General features: G+C 68.0%; 5 protein-coding genes and 1 pseudogene. All 6 read right to left on the minus strand.

Features of this window, described 5'->3' with window-relative positions:
- Nucleotides 1-183, minus strand: a pseudogene (locus tag NL1_RS37795) ((2Fe-2S)-binding protein); the annotation flags it as partial.
- Complete coding sequence (locus NL1_RS22635; RefSeq protein WP_084510867.1) at nucleotides 180-623, minus strand: TIGR02611 family protein; 444 nt, start codon at nucleotides 621-623, stop codon at nucleotides 180-182. The pseudogene NL1_RS37795 and the gene NL1_RS22635, both read right to left, overlap by 4 nt.
- A gap of 110 nt (nucleotides 624-733) precedes the next feature.
- Nucleotides 734-2,977 (minus strand): SulP family inorganic anion transporter, encoded by a 2,244-nt coding sequence (locus NL1_RS22640; RefSeq protein WP_067842755.1) that lies wholly within the window; start codon nucleotides 2,975-2,977, stop codon nucleotides 734-736.
- A gap of 290 nt (nucleotides 2,978-3,267) precedes the next feature.
- The gene (locus NL1_RS22645) at nucleotides 3,268-5,475 is read right to left on the minus strand and encodes a SulP family inorganic anion transporter (RefSeq protein WP_067842758.1); all 2,208 of its coding nucleotides are present in this window, start codon (nucleotides 5,473-5,475) and stop codon (nucleotides 3,268-3,270) included.
- Nucleotides 5,476-6,156: 681 nt separating this feature from the next.
- Entirely contained in the window at nucleotides 6,157-7,683 is a 1,527-nt protein-coding gene (locus tag NL1_RS22650; protein ID WP_373862582.1) for a glyceraldehyde-3-phosphate dehydrogenase, read from the minus strand.
- A 163-nt stretch (nucleotides 7,684-7,846) separates the two neighbouring features.
- Nucleotides 7,847-19,558, minus strand: a complete 11,712-nt coding sequence (locus NL1_RS22655; protein WP_218024474.1) for a non-ribosomal peptide synthetase — start codon at nucleotides 19,556-19,558, stop codon at nucleotides 7,847-7,849.
- Between the last annotated feature and the right edge of the window lie 21 nt (nucleotides 19,559-19,579).

Raw genomic sequence — 19,579 nt, forward strand, 5'->3', positions numbered from 1 at the left:
GGGCGGCAGCTGCCCGGTCGCCGCGGCGCGCGCCAGCGGCTCCACGAGCGCGGAGGCGACCATGCACCACCACAGCGTGCCCGCAATGCGCGGCGAGGAGGTGCCCCAGGACTTGCCCATCTCCGCGATCCGCGCGGTCAGCCATTCCGGCCGCGTGAGGGTCGTGCCAGGGACCGTGCTCACCACGCCAGGGGACTGCGCAACCATTCCGATTCGACTCCGATCCAGCCACCGACCAACGCGTACGTGCCGAGAACCCAGAGCGTCGCAACAACCAGCAATACGGTAGCTACCGCAGCGGTCGTCCGCATGGCCACGCCTCGCGAGGAGTACCAGGCCATACCCTGCCGATACCGGTCCCGCAGCCAGGTCAGCGCCCGGCGCGCCCAGGCGAATTCGGTGGCGAGGATGCCGAGTCCGGCGAACACGATCGCCCAGCCCGGACCGGGATACGGAATCGCCAGGATGCCGAGTGTCAGCACCAGAACGCCGATCACCGCCACACCGATCCGGTAGGCGAGGTTCAGCGTAGGCCGGGTGGCCACTCCGGTGCGGAAGGCATGCCACCCGGTCGGCTCGTCGGCCGGCTCGTCGGTCGGTCTCTGGTCCAGCTCGGCACTCACATCAGCCAGCGTACGAGAAAGCCGGGAGTGCGGAATCGCGCTCACCTGCTGGCAAACACAGAGAAAACCCGCGGGAACCGAGGTTCCCGCGGGTCGTCCCCGCGTTTCGATCAGACCAGTTCGGGCACGGCGCGGTCGTCCGCGTCGTCGATGTGGGCCAGTCCCTCGATCGTCACCTCGATGACCCGCGCGTTGGCGATGTCGAAGAACAGACCCGAGACCCGCACGCCGCGCTCGAGCACGGCCCTGCGCACCGCCGGGTGCCGGTGCAGCGTCTCCAGCTGCAGCGCCACGTTCACCATGCTCAGCTGGTCCACCTCGCCGTAGCCCGCGGAACGGGCCGCCTCGGCCACCGGATGACCGCCACGGAACTGGTCCAGGCTGGGGTGCGCGTGCGCCAGCCACGGTCCGATGCCGGGGCCGGTGTCGGCGCCGGAGTACAGCGCCTTCATGGCGCCACAGGACGAGTGGCCGCAGACGACCACCGAGCGCACGTTCAGCTCCTCGAGCGCGAACAGCAGCGCCGCCTCCACCGAGGCGTCACCCGCTTCCGGCACCAGGTTGCCGACGTTGCGGACGGTGAACAGGTCACCGGGCCCGCTGTTGGTGATGACGTTGGGCACGATGCGCGAGTCGGAGCAAGTCAGGAAGAAGGAGTCCGGATCCTGTTGGTCGGCGAGCCCGTCCAGGTGCGGCCGCACCACGTGCGCGTGGCTGCGGTGGAAGGCCGCCACGCCCGCCGCGAGCGGGTTGGCGTGCTTGTCCTCGCGACGCCACGGGCCGAGAACCTCGTCGAACACCGCACGACCGAAACCGCGCGAAGGCGGCCCGGTCAGCGCGTCGGCCATCCGCGCGGTGCCGATCTCCACGAACTCGACGCTGCCTCCGCCGTGCTCCTGCTGGCGCACCCACTCCTCGATGGCCTCGAACGCGGCGTGGTCCAGGAAGTCGACGGTCATCTCGACCGTCACGTCGGTACCCGCGGGCACCTTGGCCAGCTCGGCGGACAGCTTCGGCAACGCGAGGAAGGTGCAGGAACCGTCGATGGTGACCAGCCAGCGCTGCGACTGCGGGATCTGCTTGGCGGTGATCGCCACCCGCACCACCCGCCACAGCAGCAGGCCGAAGGCCAGCGCGAGTCCGATCATCACGCCCTCGAGCAGGTTCAGGAAGACCACGCCGAGGATCGTCGCCGCGTAGACCAGCAGGTCGCCGGTGCGCCGGGCCAGCTTGATGTGGGCGAGCTTGACCAGCTGGATGCCGATCACGATCAGCAGACCGGCCAGCGCGGCCTTCGGAATCTGCTGCACGAGGGCGGCCAGCGCCACCGAGAACAGCAGGACCCAGACGCCGTGCATGATCGCCGAGGCGCGGCTGCGTGCGCCCGCGTGGACGTTGGTGGCGCTGCGCACGATCACGCCGGTGACCGGCAGACCGCCCAGCATGCCGGACAGCACGTTGGCCGATCCCTGACCGATCAGCTCCCTGTCGAAATTGGTGCGGCGGCCGGTGTGCATCTTGTCGACCGCGACGGCGGAGAGCAGGCTCTCCACGCTGGCGATGAGCGCGATGGTGAGCACCATGATCGCGACCGCGGACCAGCCGCCGTCCGGGATCTCCGGCAACCCGATGGCGTCGAACAGCGAGCCGTCGAGGACGATGCGCTCCACCTCGGTGGGTAGCACCATCGATAGCACCGTGCCGATGAACACCGCGACCAGCGGACCCGGCACGACCTGGATCTTCTCCGGCGTGTACTTCCAGCCGAGCATCACAGCGATCACCACGGCACCGACCAGCGCGTCACCGCCGTGCAGCGACATCAGCTGGCTGGGCAGCTCGACGATGTTGTTCCAGGCCGAGCTGTGCGACGATCCGCCGAGCAGCACGTGAACCTGCTGCAGCGCGATGGTGACACCGATGCCCGCGAGCATCGCGTGCACCACGACGGGCGCGACCGCGAGTGCGGCGCGCGCGATGCGGCTGAGCCCGAAGAGGATCTGCAGCACGCCCGCGGCGACCACGATGAAGCAGGTGACCCGCCAGCCGAACTTGTCGATGGATTCCGCGACGACAACGGTCAGGCCCGCGGCCGGACCGCTGACCTGCAGAACCGAGCCGCCGAGGGTGCCCGCGACGATGCCGCCGATCACGGCGGCGATGAGGCCCGCGGCGACGGGCGCGCCGGAGGCGAGGGCGATGCCGAGCGAGAGCGGCAGCGCAACCAGGAAGACCACGATCGACGCGGGCAGATCGTGGCGTAGAACGGATGTCAGACGATCGGACAGAGTGCCCGGGCCCGGGCCCGGCACTGGTGGGGACAACGGTGGAGCCAGATCGCTCTCGACAGCCATGACTTCTCCTTCGCCGACTCGACGCCGCGGCGTCGAGGTCGGTTGACGATCAACATGTCCAGCAGGGCAATAGACCGCGAACCGGCATCTCGCGGTGAAGCAGTTCCCGACGCGGCACTGGGCCGAGATGTAAACCCGTTCAAGGGTATTAGTAAAGACTTAGCAAAGCCTGAGAACTGCGGTGGAAGTGTCACTTTCCATACCGTGATTTCGATGTGAAATCGTTCACAACTTGTCCAAATGCGCCGTGGCACAACCCCTTCCGTTCGTGACCCGATCTCGCCGCGGGCTCATACGGGCTCGGCCGCTGCGTGACTGCCCACATCGTCGAACTCCGCGATGCCATCCACCCGCACCTCGATGACCCGCGCGGTCGCGATATCGAAGAACAGGCCCGACACCGCCACCCCGCGTTCCTCGATCCCGCGGCGCACGGCGGGATAGGCGCACAGCGTCTCCAGCTGCACCGCCACGTTCACCATGCCCAGCTGATCGACCTCGCCGAACCCGGCCAGCGCCGCGGCCTCGGCGACCGGATGCCCGAACCGGAAACGCTCCAGCGCGGGCCTGGCGTGCGCCAGCCAATCCCCCAGGCCGGGACCGGCCTGCACCTCCCGGTGCAGCGCCTCCATCGCGCCGCATCCGGAGTGCCCGCACACCACCACCGCGCGCACGTCCAGCTGCTCGAGCGCGTAGACCAGCGCGGCCTCGACCGAGACGTCGCTGCCGCCGACCGGCGCCAGATTGCCCACATTGCGGACGGTGAACAGGTCGCCGGGGCCGCTGTTGGTGATGACGTTGGGCACGATCCTGGCATCGGCGCAGGTCAGGAAGAACGAGTCCGCGACGTGGCGGTTGCGCAGGCCGTCCAGGTGCGGACGCATGAGGTGTGCGTGCCCGCGGTGGTAAGCGGCGATGCCCGCGGCGATCCGATCCACCCGGCTGCCGGTGCGCCGCCACGGACCGATCACCTCCTCGAGCACCTTGCGCGCGTGCCCGCGTTCGGGCGGGCCGTGCACCACCGCCGCCATCCGCGCGGCGCCGATCTCGGCGAAATCCACTGCGGCGCCGTGCTCTTCACGCTGCCGCGCCCAGTCGGTGATCAGCTCGTAGGAGGCGTGGTCGAGGAAGTCGACCGTCATCTCGACCGTCACAGGGACGCCCGCGGGCACCTTGGCCAGCTCCGCGGTGAGCTTCGGGAGTGCGAGGAAGGTGCAGGTGCCGTCGATGGTGACCACCCAGCGCCGCGCGTGCGCCACCGGCTCGGCCACGATCGTCACCCGGACCACCCGCCACAGCAGCAGCGCGACCGACAGCGCGAGGCCGATCGCCATGCCCTGCAACAGATTCAGGAACACCACGCCGAGCACCGTCGCCAGGTAGACGGCCAGGTCTCCGTTGCGCATGGCGAGCCGGATGTGCGCCAGCTTGACCAGTTGCACGCCGATCAGGATGAGCAACCCGGCCAGCGCCGCCTTGGGAACCTGCTGCACGAGCCCGGCCAGCGCCACCGCGAAGACCAGCACCCAGAGTCCGTGCAGGACGGTCGCCGCCCTGGTCTGGGCGCCCGCGTTGGCATTGGTGATGCTGCGCACGATCACCGCGGCAATGGGCAGGCCGCCGAGCAGGCCGGAGGTCATGTTCGCCGCGCCCTGCCCGATCAGTTCGCGATCGAGGTCGGTCCGGTTGCCCGGCCGGATCTTGTCCACCGCCACCGCCGAGAGCAAGGTCTCGACGCTGGCGATCAGCGCGATCGTGATCATCGTGACGGTCACCGCGAACCAGCCGCCCGCGGGGATCGCGGGCAGGCCGACGGCGTCGAACAGCGAGCCGCTCAACACGATTCGTTCGACGTCGGAAGGCAGCAGCAGCGAAAGCACCGTCGCCGCCACCACCGCGATCAGCGGGCCGGGCACCGTGCGCACCCCGCGCGGCAGGAAGCGCCAGGCGATCAGGATCGCGATCACCACCAGGCCGACGCACAGGTCGCAACGATGCACCGACATCAGCTGGTGCGGCAGCTGGATGAGGCTCTGGAACGGCGAACTCAGCGACGCACCGCCCAGCAGCACGTGCACCTGTTGCAGCGCGATGATCACCCCGATGCCCGCCAGCATCGCGTGCACCACCACCGGCGCGATGGCGAGCGCGCCGCGCGCAATCCGACTGAGCCCGAACAGGATCTGCAACACACCGGCCCCGACCGTGATGAAACAGGTTGCCGCCCAGCCGAAATGGTGCACGCTCTCGGCGACCACCACGGTGAGGCTCGCGGTCGGCCCGCTGACCTGGACCGCCGAGCCGCCGAGCAGTCCGGCTACCACGCCGCCGACCACCGCGGCGATCAGGCCCGCCGCGACCGGCGCGCCGGAGGCGACCGCGATGCCTAGCGAAAGGGGAAGGGCGACAAGGAAAACCACGACGGATGCGGGGACATCGTGGTGCAGAATGCGGGCGAGCGGCGACGTCCGTGGTGCGGGATCGGTGTCGGTCGACATAGTTCTCCTTCGCCGTCTCGGCGGCAGCCGATCCGGTTCATCGGGGGACATGCACTGGCATCGAAAGCGAGCGGCGGGCGAAGCTTGGTGGAGCCGTGGAGCGAGCGGGTCGAGCGGCACTTCGGTGAAGCGGCGACCTCGTGGCGCACAGGTCAGCTCGATGGTAAAGACTTCGCAAAGCGCATGGAAAGTTTTATGGTGCAGATGGGACAACTGCTATCAAAACGTGATGCAAGTCACAGTTGCGAACGGGTGGTAAGCCCGGTGGAACCGATCCCGGCGTCGTAGCCGTCGGCGACGGCCACCCGGCAGATCGGCCGACCGGGCGCACGAAGGGCAGCCCGCGAACCCTCACGCAGAGACTGGCTTCCGTCCGCAGCAGTGCCGCCACGGCACGCCGGTACTCCAGAACAGTCGTTGTCCGCGTGCACCGTTTCGAACGAGCTCGACCCCCCGAACGCCGACAATCCCTTACGAGCACACTGACGGAAAAGCCATGTGCGACGCGTTTTCTCGCAGTGCGGCACAGAACCGACCCATCGGATCGCCGCTACGACTGTCGAGGAACCGATCCGGGTATGCGCTGACGGCGCGTGCACCGCGGAGCCGTCGGCGCGGTGCACCATTGCCGCACGCTCGGGTACCGACCGGCACCTCGGCCGAGCGTGCGGCAGCGGCGAGTTATCGAGCGTCGGACGCGGTCAGCACGCGAGCGTCGGCGACAGGGTCCAGCTGACCGGCGATCTGCGGGTAGGTCGGGTACTCGATGCCCGAGATGTACTGCACCGTCCGCACCACCTGGCACGAGTAGCCGAACTCGTTGTCGTACCAGACGTACAGAATCGCGGTGTCACCCTCGATGATCGTGGCGTTGGCATCGATGATCGCCGCGGCACGCGATCCGATGAAATCGCTGGAAACCACGTCCGTGGCGGCGGTGTAGTCGAGATTGCGGCTCAGCGGCCCGGCCAGCGAGACCTGACGCAGGTACGCGAGCACCTCGGCCTTCGAAGCCTCCCGCTCGAGCTGGAGGTTCAGAATCGCGACCGACACATCCGGGGTGGGGACGCGAATCGAGTTGCCGGTGATCTTGGCCTTGAAATCCGGCATGGCCTTGGCGACCGCGGACGCGGCACCGGTTTCGGTGAGCACCAGATTGAACGGCGCGGAGCGGCCGCGACGGTCCGCCTTGTGGTAGTTGTCCAGCAGATTCTGGTCGTTGGTGAACGAGTGCACCGTCTCCACGTGACCGCGGACGATGCCGTACTCGTCGTCCATGGCCTTGAGCGGCGGCACGATCGCATTGGTCGTGCAGGAGGCGCACGAGAAGATCTGCTGCGACAGGTCCAGATCGCGGTGGTTGACACCGTGCACGATATTCGGGACGTCGCCCTTGCCCGGCGCGGTCAGAACGACCTTGGCGATGCCGGGGCGCAGGTGCTGCGACAGGCCGTCGCGATCCCGCCACTTGCCGGTGTTGTCGATCAGGATCGCATTGTCGATCCCGTACTCGGTGTAGTCGATCGTGGTCGGATCGTTGCAGTAGATGAACTTGATGACATTGCCGTTGGCGATGATCGTGTCGTTGTCGGTATCGACCTTGATCGTGCCGTTGAACTGGCCGTGCACCGAGTCCCTGCGCAGCAGCGACGCGCGCTTGACCAGATCGCCCTCGCCGCCCTTGCGCACCACCACGGCGCGCACGTTCAACCCGTTGCCGGATCCGGCCTTCTCGATGAGCAGCCGAGCGACCAGACGGCCGATGCGGCCGAAGCCGTAGAGAACCACATCCCTGGGGCCCGGCGATTGCGCCTTGTTGCCGTCGGTCACGTCGGCCAGGGCCGCCGCGGTGAACTCGCGGGTCGACAGTCCGCGATCATCGGCACGATAGGCCATGACCAACTGACCGAGATCGATCTTGCAGGGCCCCAGATCCAGCTCGCTGAGCACGCGCAGGAAGGGGAGGGTCTCGTCCACCGACAGCTCTTCGCCCTCGATCTGCCTGGCGAAACGATGCGTCCGCAGGATGCTGATCACCGACTTGTTCACCAGCGAGCGGCTGTGCAGCAGGATCGTCACACCCTTCTCCCGATACAACGTGCCGATGATGGGGATCATCGCCTCCGCGGCGGCTTCCTGAGCGTTCCAGCGGTCAAGTTGTTCGGTAGTCAACACACGTCCTCGGGTTCCTGGATCTATTCGCGGCATAGATGCTAATGAGGGCCTGGAAATCACAGAAAGCGGATCCCCACTCGTGAGGTCACCGGGTGGTGATATCGAGCGGGCACGGGTCCGCGGCCCGGCGAGCCACGGCCCGTCTCATCGAGACGACCGTCACACCGACGTCGAGTCGGATCCCGCTGGACCGTGATCAGTATTCGTTCATAGACCTTTCCAGGACCGGGCCGACGACGGCCATGGCATGCGGGTGGCTGAGCTCGAGGTGGCGTGCGTCGACGACCTCGTGGTGAATGTCGCCTGTGACGTACGGGCGCCACGCCCGCACGAGAGCGTCGTGGTCCACGCGGTCTTTGCCCGCGGTGAAGAAGACCAGCTCTCCTTCGAAAACTTCTGGCCGGTGATCGACCGCGATCTTGTTCGCGGTCTCGAAACTCTCCATTACCCGGTCCGCCTGTTCGGCGGTGAACAGCCCCGTGCCGACCACCTGGTCACGGATGACTGCCCACGCTTGTTCCTGGGTGTCCGCCTGCACCTCGTCACCGAGGTCGAACAGTTCCCGCCAACCGCCGAGCAGGTCTGCCATCAACTCTCCCGGCGCGGGCTCGTCCCCGGTGGCGATCGTCGAAGCTGCCGCCGGATCCGATGCGTCGGCGGAGGAATCCAGCAGGGCCAGCGTTCCGACGAGTTCACCCTCGCGCTGAAGCTTCACCGCCATCGCATGCGCGATCTGCCCGCCCAACGACCAGCCGAGCAAGTGGTACGGCCCGCTCGGCTGTACCCGGCGAATCTCGGCCACATACCGCTCGGCCAATTCGTCCACGGAATTCGCGCGTGGTTCGCCCGCCACGACGTGCGGATCCTGCAAGCCGTACACCGGTCGATCCTTGTCCAGATGTTCGACCACGCCGCCGTAGAACCACGCCAATCCCCCGGCGGGGTGCACGCCGAACAGGGCAGGCTTCGATCCGCCTGCGCGCAGCGGAAGCAGTACCTCCAGACCGGAGCCGCCCTCGGCCTCATCGACCCTGTGCGCCAGCGCCTTCGGTGTCGCATCGTCGAACATCCATGGCAACGCGATCGTCACACCGCGAGCGCGCAGTTCGGTCACCACCATCGTGGCCAGCAGCGAATTGCCGCCCATGTCGAAGAACCCATCCGAGATCCCGACCCGCTCGACGCCCAAGACCTGCGCGTACACGTCACTGATCGCCTTCTCGGTATGTGTCCGCGGTGCGACGAACTCGTCCACCGATACCTCGAAATCGGGAGCAGGCAAGGCGTTTCGATCGAGTTTGCCGTTGACGGTCAACGGCAGATCGGGCAGCACCATCACCGTCGAGGGCACCATGTAGCTCGTCAGCATCTCGGCAGCGACCTCCCGGACCTGGCCCGGATCGATCTGCCGGCCGTCGATGCCGACGACGTAACCGATCAACTGATCGACACCGCTGGCGTGGCGGTGCACCGCCACGGCGGCCCGCGTCACATGCCGGTGCCGGAGCAGCGCCGACTCCACCTCGCCCAGCTCGATGCGGTAACCACGCAACTGCACCTGCGCGTCAGCCCGTCCGGCGTAATTCAACTCGAGCCCGGTGGCGGTCCTCCTCCACCGGCCCACATCCCCGGACCGATACAACCGGGCACCCTGCGGGTCGAAGGGATTCGCCACGAATCGTCCCGCCGTCAGAGCCGGGGCTCCCAGGTAGCCCCGCGACAATTGCCCACCGGCCACATAGATCTCTCCGGCGACGCCGATCGGCACCGGGCGCAGCCGGTCGTCGAGCACATAGACCCGCAACCCCGGAAGCGGTGTCCCGATCCCGGCCACGTCCGTCCCCTCGATCTCGGTGAACGTGACGTGCACCGTCGTCTCGGTGATCCCGTACATGTTGATCAATCGCGGCGATCCCGGCTCGTGCGCCGCAAACCATCCGGTCAACCGGGACGCATCCAGTGCCTCGCCGCCGAAGACGACGTAGCGCACAGTGAGTTCGCCAGCGGCACAGCCGGATTCGCGATACTCGCGCTCTGCTGCGGCGAACCCGTAGAACGCCGACGGTGTCTGGCTCACCATCGTCACGCGCTCTCGCGCCACGAGATCGACGAACGCCTCCGGCGACCGGGATGTCGGGTAGTCGACAACGACCAGCCTGCCACCGGACAGCAGCGCTCCCCACATTTCCCACACCGCGAAATCGAAGGCGTAGGAATGGAACATCGTCCACACGTCGTCCGGGCCGAAGTCGAAGCGTTCGGCCGTGTTGGCGAACAACGTGACCGCGTCGCGATGGCTGACCGTCACCCCCTTGGGGCGGCCGGTCGATCCCGAGGTGTAGATCACATAGGCCACGTTGTCCGGCCGCAGGTTCGGCGCCACCGGATCGCAGCTGCCCGCTGCTGTCGGTTCCGGACCGTCCTCGACGAGCAACACCGGCGCGGTGTACTCCGGCACCGCCGATGCCATCTCGGCCGATGTCAACACGGCGGCCGGACGTGCGTCGTCGAGCACGAACCGCAATCGGTCCGGCGGATACGCCACATCCAGTGGCAGATACCCGGCGCCCGCTCGCATCACCGCGAGCAAGCCGACGACCAATTCGATCGAGCGCGGCAACGCCACTGCCACCAATGATTCCGGCCCCACGCCCTGCTCGATCAGCCGAGCGGCGACCCGGGTGGCCTGCCGATCCAGTTCCGCATAGGTCACCTGCGACGCACCGTCGGAGACCGCGACCGCATTCGGCTGGGCCAGGACTCGGGCAGCGAACAGGTCCACGAGCGTCGCCTCGGCGACCACGACGCCGTCTTCGCCCGCCGAGTCGAGCAATTCGCGGCGCTGCTTCGGATCGACGATCTCGATATCGCCGACCGCACCCGCGGGATTCGCGGTCACCTCCTCCAGAATGTGGACGTAGGCGTGCGCGAACCGAGTCATCGTCTCTTCGGCGAAGAGATCGGTAGCGAAGGTGAGCCGGCCCGCCATGCCATCCGGACGGCCTCGGTCACCGAACTGCTCGACCAGCTTCATGCTCAGGTCGGCCTGTGCCTGCTCGAAGCCGTCTTCCATCGGCTCGATGCCGAGCCCCGGCAGCTCCAGCGCGGCCTTGCTCAGGTTCTGGACGTCGAGCGACACCTGGTAGAGCGGAAGATGCGCAGTCGACCGGGGCGGATTCATCGCTTCCACGACTTGCTCGAAGGGAACATCCGCATGCGCGAACGCCGCCAGGTCCGTGTCACGGGTCGCGGCGAGCAAGTCGGCGAACGGCTGTCCGGTCCGCACCCGTGACCGCAGAACCAGCGTGTTGACGAACATGCCGATCAGATCATCGAGCTGACGCTCGCCACGGCCGGCCACCGGGGTGCCGACCGCGATGTCGTCGACGCAGGCCAACCTGGACAGCAGGACGGTCAACGCGGCGTGCAGGACCATGAAGACTGTCGCGTTCGCGGCGCGCGCGATTGCGACAATCCGTTCGTGCAGTTCGGCGGGAAGCTCGAAATCGACGGCGCGGCCACGCATGGACGCGACCGGTGGCCGGGGCAGGTCGGTCGGCAGTGGGAGCAGCTCGGGCAACCCGTCGAGGGTGTCTTTCCAGAATCGCAACTGCCGGGACATGACCGAGTCCGGGTCGTCCGCCGAGCCCAGCACCTCGCGCTGCCACAGCGCGTAATCCGCGTACTGGACGGCAAGGACCGGCCACATCGGTTCTGTCCCTTGCCTACTCGCCTCGTACGCCAGTGCCACATCCCGCGCGAGCGGCATCATCGACTGGCCGTCGGCACAGATGTGGTGCACGCAGATGACCAGAACGTGGTCCCTGTCGTCGACGGCGAGCAATTCGATACGCAACGGGGGTGCCTGTCGCACATCGAAACCCGTCGAGACTACGGCGATCGCTCGTTCCACCACATGCTTCTCGTCGACCCGGACGGGGGCCGGTAGAGAGGCGACCTCGTCGACGGCGACGGCAACCTGACACGGCTGTCCGTCGACGATCGGGAACTTGGTCCGCAGCGACTCGTGCCGGTCGATGACCAGTGCACACGCGTGCCGCAGCGCATCGATGTCGAGTTCTCCGCGCAGCCGGATCACCAGCGGGATGTTGTACGCACCGACCGTGGCGTCGAACTGGTTGAGGAACCACATGCGCTGCTGCGCCGGTGACAGCGGCACGAGCGAGGGCCGCAGGCGCGGCGTCAGCGGCGCTCGGGAGTCGCGGTCGAAAGTATCCAGGCAGGAGGCGAGTTCGGCGACCACAGGTTTCTCGAACAGGTCTCGGACCCCGATACGCACTCCCAGTGCCGTGCTCAATTGCGCGGTCACCCGTGTCGCCGAGAGCGAGTCGCCCCCGAGGTCGAAGAAGCTGTCGGTCGCCCCGACGCTCTCGACGCTCAAGACGCTTCCGAACACCTCCGCGATGCGCCGCTCGGCGTCGGTGCTCGGAGCGACCCATTCCGGGCGGTCCGCGAATTCCGGGGCGGGAAGCGCCAAGCGGTCGAGTTTGCCGGTCGTCGTGAGGGGAAGCTCGGCGAGCACCGTGCACACGTCGGGCACCATGTGCGCGGGCAATCGCCGCCGTGCGGCGGCCTTAACCCCGTTCGGATCCACGTCCTCGTCGGTGACGAGGTAGCCGACGAGCCGATCCATGCCGCGCTGGTCCTTCCGCAGCATGACGACCGCGTGTTCGATTCCGGGATACTCGGCCAGAACAGCTTCGATCTCACCGAGTTCGATGCGCTGACCGCGGATCTTCACTTGGAAATCGCGCCGTCCGAGATATTCCAGGGTGTGCTCCGGTGTCCAGCGGACCAGGTCGCCGGTGCGGTACATGCGCGAACCTGCCGCACCGAACGGATTCGCCACGAACGAGCCGGCCGTGGCCGTCGCCCGGTTCACATATCCCCGCGCCAGCTGAACACCCGCGAGGTACAACTCCCCCACCACCCCGACCGGCACCGGCCGTAGCCACGCATCCAAGACGACCGCCTCGACTCCACGGCTCGGCCCGCCGAGGGTCACCGCGCCCTCTGGGCGCAGCGCAGCACTGATACACGCCAGGACCGTGGTTTCGGTCGGGCCGTACCCGTTCAACAGAGTCCGGCCCGGCGCCCACATCGCGACCGTTTCCGGTGTCACCGGCTCCCCACCGGCCATCAGCACCCGCAGCGAATCCATGCCGGCCGGCGACATCGTCGCCAGCACACTCGGCGTGAAGAATGCATGCGAAATCCGCTGTGCGCGAATCAGTTCTGCCAGCTCGTCGCCGCCGAACACGGCCGCCGGCGGCACCACGAGCACGGCACCGGCGGTGTGGGCCAGCAGCACATCGATGAGCATCGCATCGAAGCCTGGAGCGGCGGCCTGCAGCACTCGCGCACCACTGTCCACACCGAACCGGTCCCGCTGCGCGGCCGCGAAACTCGCCAGCCCCTCGTGGGTGACCGCGACACCCTTCGGCATTCCGGTCGAGCCGGAGGTGTAGATCACGTAGGCCACATCCCGGACGTACGGTGTGCGCACGCGCTCGGCGTCGGTCACGGCGGCCGCCGATCGGGAGGCGATCGACGTCGCGGTGTCCGGATCATCGAGGACCAGCGGGCGCACCGTGTCGGGCAACAGGTCCCGCGAGGCCTCGACCGTGACCGCCACCTGCACCTCGGCATCCGCCACCATGAGCGCGACGCGCTCGGCCGGATACCGCGAATCGACGGGCACGAACGCCGCGCCCGCTTTGGTCACCGCCCACAGGCCGGCCACGAATTCCACCGACCGCGGCATCGCCAGCGCGACCTGATCTCCCGGGCCTACACCCCACGCGATCAACTGCCGCGCCACTCGGTTGGACCAGGCATCCAATTCCGCGTAGGACACGCTGCGCCCACCGGAAACAACGGCCGCTGCCTCGGGATCGACCGCAACTCCCGAGGACAGCAGCTCCGCCATGAGGCACGGCGCCACGGCGCTGCCACCTGAACCAGGAACGAGCTCGCACCGCTCGCCCGCGGACAACAGATCGATCGCACCGAGCCGCCTGCTCGGATCGGTCGTCACCGCACGAAGCACGGTTTCGACGCGGGCCGCGAGACCAGCCGCCGTCACGTCGTCGACGCGGGCCGGCTGGTAGCGGAGCCGGACGTGCAACTCGTCGGTGTGGTGCGCCTGCACGGTGATCGGGTAATGCGCCGCGTCGCGTCCATCCGCCGAGTCCACCCGCATACCGTCGATATCGGCCTCACCAAGGCCACTGCTGTCGACCGGATACGACTCGAAGACGACCAGCGTGTCGAACAGTTGGTTGCTGCCCGCGGCCAGCATGATCTGTGACAGTTCGAGGTAGTGGTGGTCGAGCAGACGGGTGTTCTCCGCCTGGAGCAGACGCAGCGCGTCCTCGATGGTCAGATCCCGCCGGACATCGGCGGCGACCGGAATCGTATTGATGAACAGACCGATCGTCGACTCGACGCCCGGCAGTTCGGCGGGACGGCCGGATACCGTGCTGCCGAAGGCCACCCGTTCGGCACCGAGCAGATTGCCCAGCACCACGGACCAGGCGAACTGCACGATCGTCGCCATCGTCACCGCTCGTGCCCGCGCGAACTTCACCAGCTCTGCCGTCGCGGCACGATCGAGAACGATGGGCAGATCGATCGGGATGTCCGCGGTCGTCGCCGTCTGTGGATCAGCAACCAGCGTGGGCTCGTTGACATCTCGCAGCGCGTCTCGCCACACCTCGACGCTGGTAGCGCGATCTCGCTGGCCCAGCCATTCCAAGTAGTCGCGGTACGAGGTCGCCCGGGGCAGCAGCTCCGGCTGCGCGGCCACGGCGTACAAGCCGATCAACTCACGCCACAGCAGTGGCAACGACCAGCCGTCCAGCAGAAGGTGGTGCGCCGTCAACACCAGCCGGAAGTCGTGCGGCCCCACGGCAACGAGCAGGAACCGCAGCAGCGGCGGGTCGGCGGGATCGAACACGACCGCCCGCTCGGCTTCGATCAGCGCATCCAATTCGCTTGTGCTGCCGGAGTGTTCGACGCTGCGCCAGCGCACCGTGGTAGCGGCCGGAACAACCTGCACGGGAACGCCGTCGGCCGTTCGCGTGAACGCGGCCCGCAGGTTGGGATGCCGCACTAGCAAGGCCTTCGCGGCACGCTCGAGCCGATGCTCGTCGACCACGCCGGTGAGACCGAGGACCGATTGCGCCGTGTAGACGTCGAGTTCGCCCGCCGCGAATTCGACGTGGAACAGCAGACCTTCCTGCAGCGGCGCCGGCGACCATACCTCGCTCAGCCGACCGTACCGGTCGGCGAACGTGTCCAGATCGCGCTGCGTGACGTCGGCCAGTGGAACATCCGCCCGCGACAATCCCCATTCGTCGTCTGCACCAGCGAGGGTGGCGATCTCGGTGACGGCGTCGACCCATCCGCCGACGAGTTCGGCCACATCGTCGTGTTCGAGCAACCGTGAGGCGTAGCCGACATGTGCCGACAGCTCGGGTCCGGCCTCGGTGTCCACGATGTTCACGTCGATCGTGACCACCGCTGCGGCAGGCATATCCGGATCGAAGGCGGCCCGCCGATCGAACTGCTCGCCGGTCGGCACCCACGCGATATCCGACAGCGAGGTGAGGTCGACGCCGGCGCGGCCGAGATTGTTGAAACTGATCTGCGGCTGGGGCGCTGATGCCAGCCGGTCGGCCGTGTCGGTGTTCAGATAGCGCAGCAGGCCGTAACCGATGCCCTTGTCGGGGATCTCGCGCAGCTGGTCTTTGACGGACTTCACTGCCGCGCGCAGGTCCGCGTCATCGATTCCACTCAGGTCGAGCGCGACCGGGTACGTGGTGGTGAACCAGCCCACGGTGCGCGAGAGATCCGCTCCTGCGGCGATCTCCTCTTCGCGGCCGTGTCCTTCCACCAGGACTTTCACGCCCGGGTGTGTGATGCCGCGGCGCCGGCGCCAACCGGTGAGCGCCACGGCCAGACCGGCCAGCAGCGCATCGTCGACGCTGCCGCGCACGGCGCGCGGCACCGTGTCCAGCAATGCCGAGGTCACCGCGGCCGGGATGGACACCGTCAGATGCCTCACCGTCGCCTGGGTGTCGACGGCGGGATCCAATTCCGCACTCCCGAGTAGCGGATCGGCTGCCGCATTCATCCGCTGCCACAGCTCGAACTCGCCACCGCGGTCTGCCGCGGCGGCGATCGACGCGTGGGCCCACCGCCGCATGGATGTGCCCTGTGCGGGCAACTCGACAGCCTGTCCCCGGCTGATCTGCTGCCAGGCGGTGACGAAGTCGGGCAACAAGATTCGCCACGACACTCCGTCGACAGCCAGGTGATGAATCACGATGAGGGCACGGGCCTCGGCCTCGACGCCCGATTCCGGAAGCAGGCACGCGACCTGCAGCATCCGGCCCCCGGCGGGATCGAGCCGGTCGGACGCCTCGGCCAGCGCCGCTTCCACCACGGCGGTGAAACCGGCGCTGCCCGGCGCCTCGTGCGCACGGAAGGTTCGGACGAACACCGAGCCTGCGGCATCGGCGGCGCCCACGGGAAGCACCTCCATGCACCGTTCGCGCAGCCGCGAGCGCAGCATGTCGTGCTGTTCCAGCACCGCACGCACGGTCGCGGTCACGTCACCGGCTCGTGCGTCCCGCGGCAAGCGCGTCAGCATCGACTGCGCGAACCGATCGGCTGCCCCGAGCCGTTCGACGAACCAGGACACGATCGGCGTGAAGGGGATTTCGCCCACGCCACCGCCGGGCAGCTCCGCGAGCGACACCCGTTCCGCGGCCTCGGCCACCTGCGCGAGCCCCCGAACGGTCTTGCGCTCGAAGATGTCCCGGGCCGTCACGATGACACCCGCTGTCTTCAGCCGCGATGCCAGCTGGATCGACATGATGGAGTCACCGCCGAGCGCGAAGAACGAGGTCGTCGCGCCCACCGACCCGATGCCGAGCACGTCGGCGAAGGCGGCGGCGATGGTGCGTTCCAGGTCGGTCGCCGCGGCGACGGCATCGTCGTCATCGACCTCGAAAACGGGTTCCGGCAACGCTTTCCGGTCCACCTTGCCGGTCGAGGCGAGCGGCATGTGGTCGAGCACGGTGATCGTCGACGGCACCATGTAGGCAGGCAATACGGCAGCGACGTGCTCCAGCACAGCGCTCGGCTCGACGACCGCCGCGGGTTCCGCCACGATGTATGCGGCGAGCATCGGTCGCCCACCGGGCCTCGTTCTGCTCACGGTGACAGCAGCGGCCACCCGCGGATGCGAGAGCAGCGCGGCGTCGATCTCGCCGAGTTCGATGCGCTGGCCACGAATCTTGACCTGGAAGTCGATGCGGCCGACGTATTCCAGCGCGCCCTGCGCGGTCCAGCGAACGGTATCGCCGGTGCGATACATCCGCGACCCCGGCTCACCGTACGGATTCGCGACGAACGCACCCGCTGTCGCGGCAGGGCGATTCAGGTAGCCGCGCGCCAATGCGGCGCCGGAAAGGTACAGCTCCCCGGTCACCCCGACGGGCACGGGACGCAACCGCGCGTCCAACACCACCGCCTCGACACCACGGATCGGGCCACCGATGGTGATCACATCGGACGGCTGTACCGGATCGCTGATCGTGACGACGATCGTCGTCTCCGTCGGGCCGTAGATGTTGTGCAATTGCCGCCCCGGCGCCCAGGTTGCGATCAGGTCCGCCGACACCATCTCGCCGCCGACCGCCAGCATCCGCACCGACGCGAAGTCCGCGGGTGACACCGTCGCCAGCACGCTGGGTGTCAGGAACGCGTGCGTCACCCGGTGCGCGCGGACCAGTGCGGCCAGATCCGGGCCGCCGAACACCTCCGGCGGCGACACGACCAGGCAAGCGCCTGCCGCGCACGCCATCAAGGCTTCGAGCAGCACCGCGTCGAAGGCGGGCGCCGCCACTTGCAGGACACGCGACGTGGCGTCCACGCGATAGCGCGCCCGCTGCTCGGCCGCGAATCCGGCCAAGCCCTCGTGGGTCACCACGACACCTTTCGGTGTTCCGGTCGAACCGGACGTGTAGACCAGATACGCCGCGTCCCGAATCTGCAGTGCCCGTGCGCGATCCGCATCCGTGACAGCCCGGCCCGGCTGTGCAGCGATTTCGGCGGCCGCATCGGAGTCGTCGAGCACCACCCATTCGACATCTCCCGGAAGCGACTCGTGCACGGCCGCAACGGTGATCCCCACGGTGACCCCGGAATCGTTCACCATGTGCGCGATCCGCTCCACGGGATATCGCAGATCCACGGGGACGAACGTGGCACCGGTCTTCGCTATCGCCCACATGGCGACGTGGTAGCCGACCGACCTCGGCACGGCCAGCGCGGTGAACACCCCCGGTCCGACCCCTCGGGCGAGCAGGTGCACGGCGAGCCGGCCTGCCCGGCGATCGAGCTCGCCGTAGGTGAGGGTCTCGGTCTCCCCGATCAGGGCGATCGCCGCCGGATCCGCTGCCACGGCCGCGGCGAGGAGTTCGGGCAGCAGGCACGGCGACGTGGTCTCACCACCACGTGCCGGGACCAGCCGTTCGGCCTCGATGGCACCGAGCAGATCGATCTCGCCCACCGCGCGCGCCGGATCGGCGGCGACCGCTTCGAGAACCCGCACGAACCTCTCGGCGAGCGATTCCGCGGTCGATGCGACGAACAGGTCTGTCGCATAGGTGATCTCGCCATCGATTCCGGCAGGCCGCTGGCCGTCGACGTGTTCGGTCACCAGCACGGTGAGGTCGGTTTTGGCCTGCGCCAGTCCGGGGTCGAGCAGTTCGACATCGATACCGGGCAGCTCGAACCGGGCCGCACGCATGTTCTGCAACCCGAACATCACCTGATACAGCGGCGTGTACGCCGTCGATCGGGGACGGTCGAGGACATCGACCAGCCGTTCGTAGGGCACATCGGCGTGCGCGAGCGCCTCGAGGTCCACGTCGCGCACCTCCGCCAGAAGTTCACGGAACGACCGGTTCTCGCGGACACGCGTGCGCAACACCACGGTGTTGACGAACATGCCGACCAGATCGTCCAGCGCCTGGTTGCCTCGACCGGCGACAGGGGTGCCGACCGCGACGTCCTCGCTGTGCGCGGTGCGCGCCAACAGGATCGCCAACGCCGTGTGCAGCACGACGAACACGGTGACGCCCTCACGGTGTGCCAGCCGCACGATGTCGTCGTGCAGCCCCGCCGAGATCGCGAAGGGAATGCGGCCACCGGCCATCGACATGGTGGCGGGCCGTGGCCGATCGGTCGGCAGTTCGAGCAGTTCCGGGGCATCGTCGAGAACCTCGGTCCAGTAGGCGATCTGCCGCGCGATCGGCGACGCCGGATCGTCCTCGGCGCCGAGCATCTCGCGCTGCCACAACGCGTAGTCGGCGTACTGGACGTCCAGTGGTTCCCATTGCGGCGCTTCGCCGTTCACACGCGCTTCGTAGGCGGCGAAGACATCGCGCGCCAGCGGCGCCATCGACGAGCCGTCGGCGGCGATGTGATGGACCACGAGCACGATCACATGCTCGTCCGCGCCGGTGCGATACAGCCGTGTCCGCACGGGCGCCGATTCCGCGACATCGAAACCCGTCCCGACGGCCTGCCGGATCCGGTCGGCCAGTTCCGCTTCGTCGGCGACCGGCTCCGGATCCGGCACCAGGTCCCTGGCGACAGCCGCAACGTCCTGCACGACCTGGCACGGCTCGCCGTCGACGGCGGGATACACCGTGCGCAGTGGCTCGTGCCGGGACACCACATCGAGTAGTGCCGCCCGCAACGCAGCGACATTCAGCCGGCCTGTCAACCGGGCCGCGAGGCAGATGTTGTATGCCGCCGAAGCGGTGTCGAACTGGTTGAGGAACCACATCCGTCGTTGCGCCGCCGCCAACGGGACCGCCACCGGCCGTGG

The sequence above is a fragment of the Nocardia lijiangensis NBRC 108240 genome, assembly GCF_001613045.1.
GTDB lineage: Bacteria > Actinomycetota > Actinomycetes > Mycobacteriales > Mycobacteriaceae > Nocardia > Nocardia lijiangensis.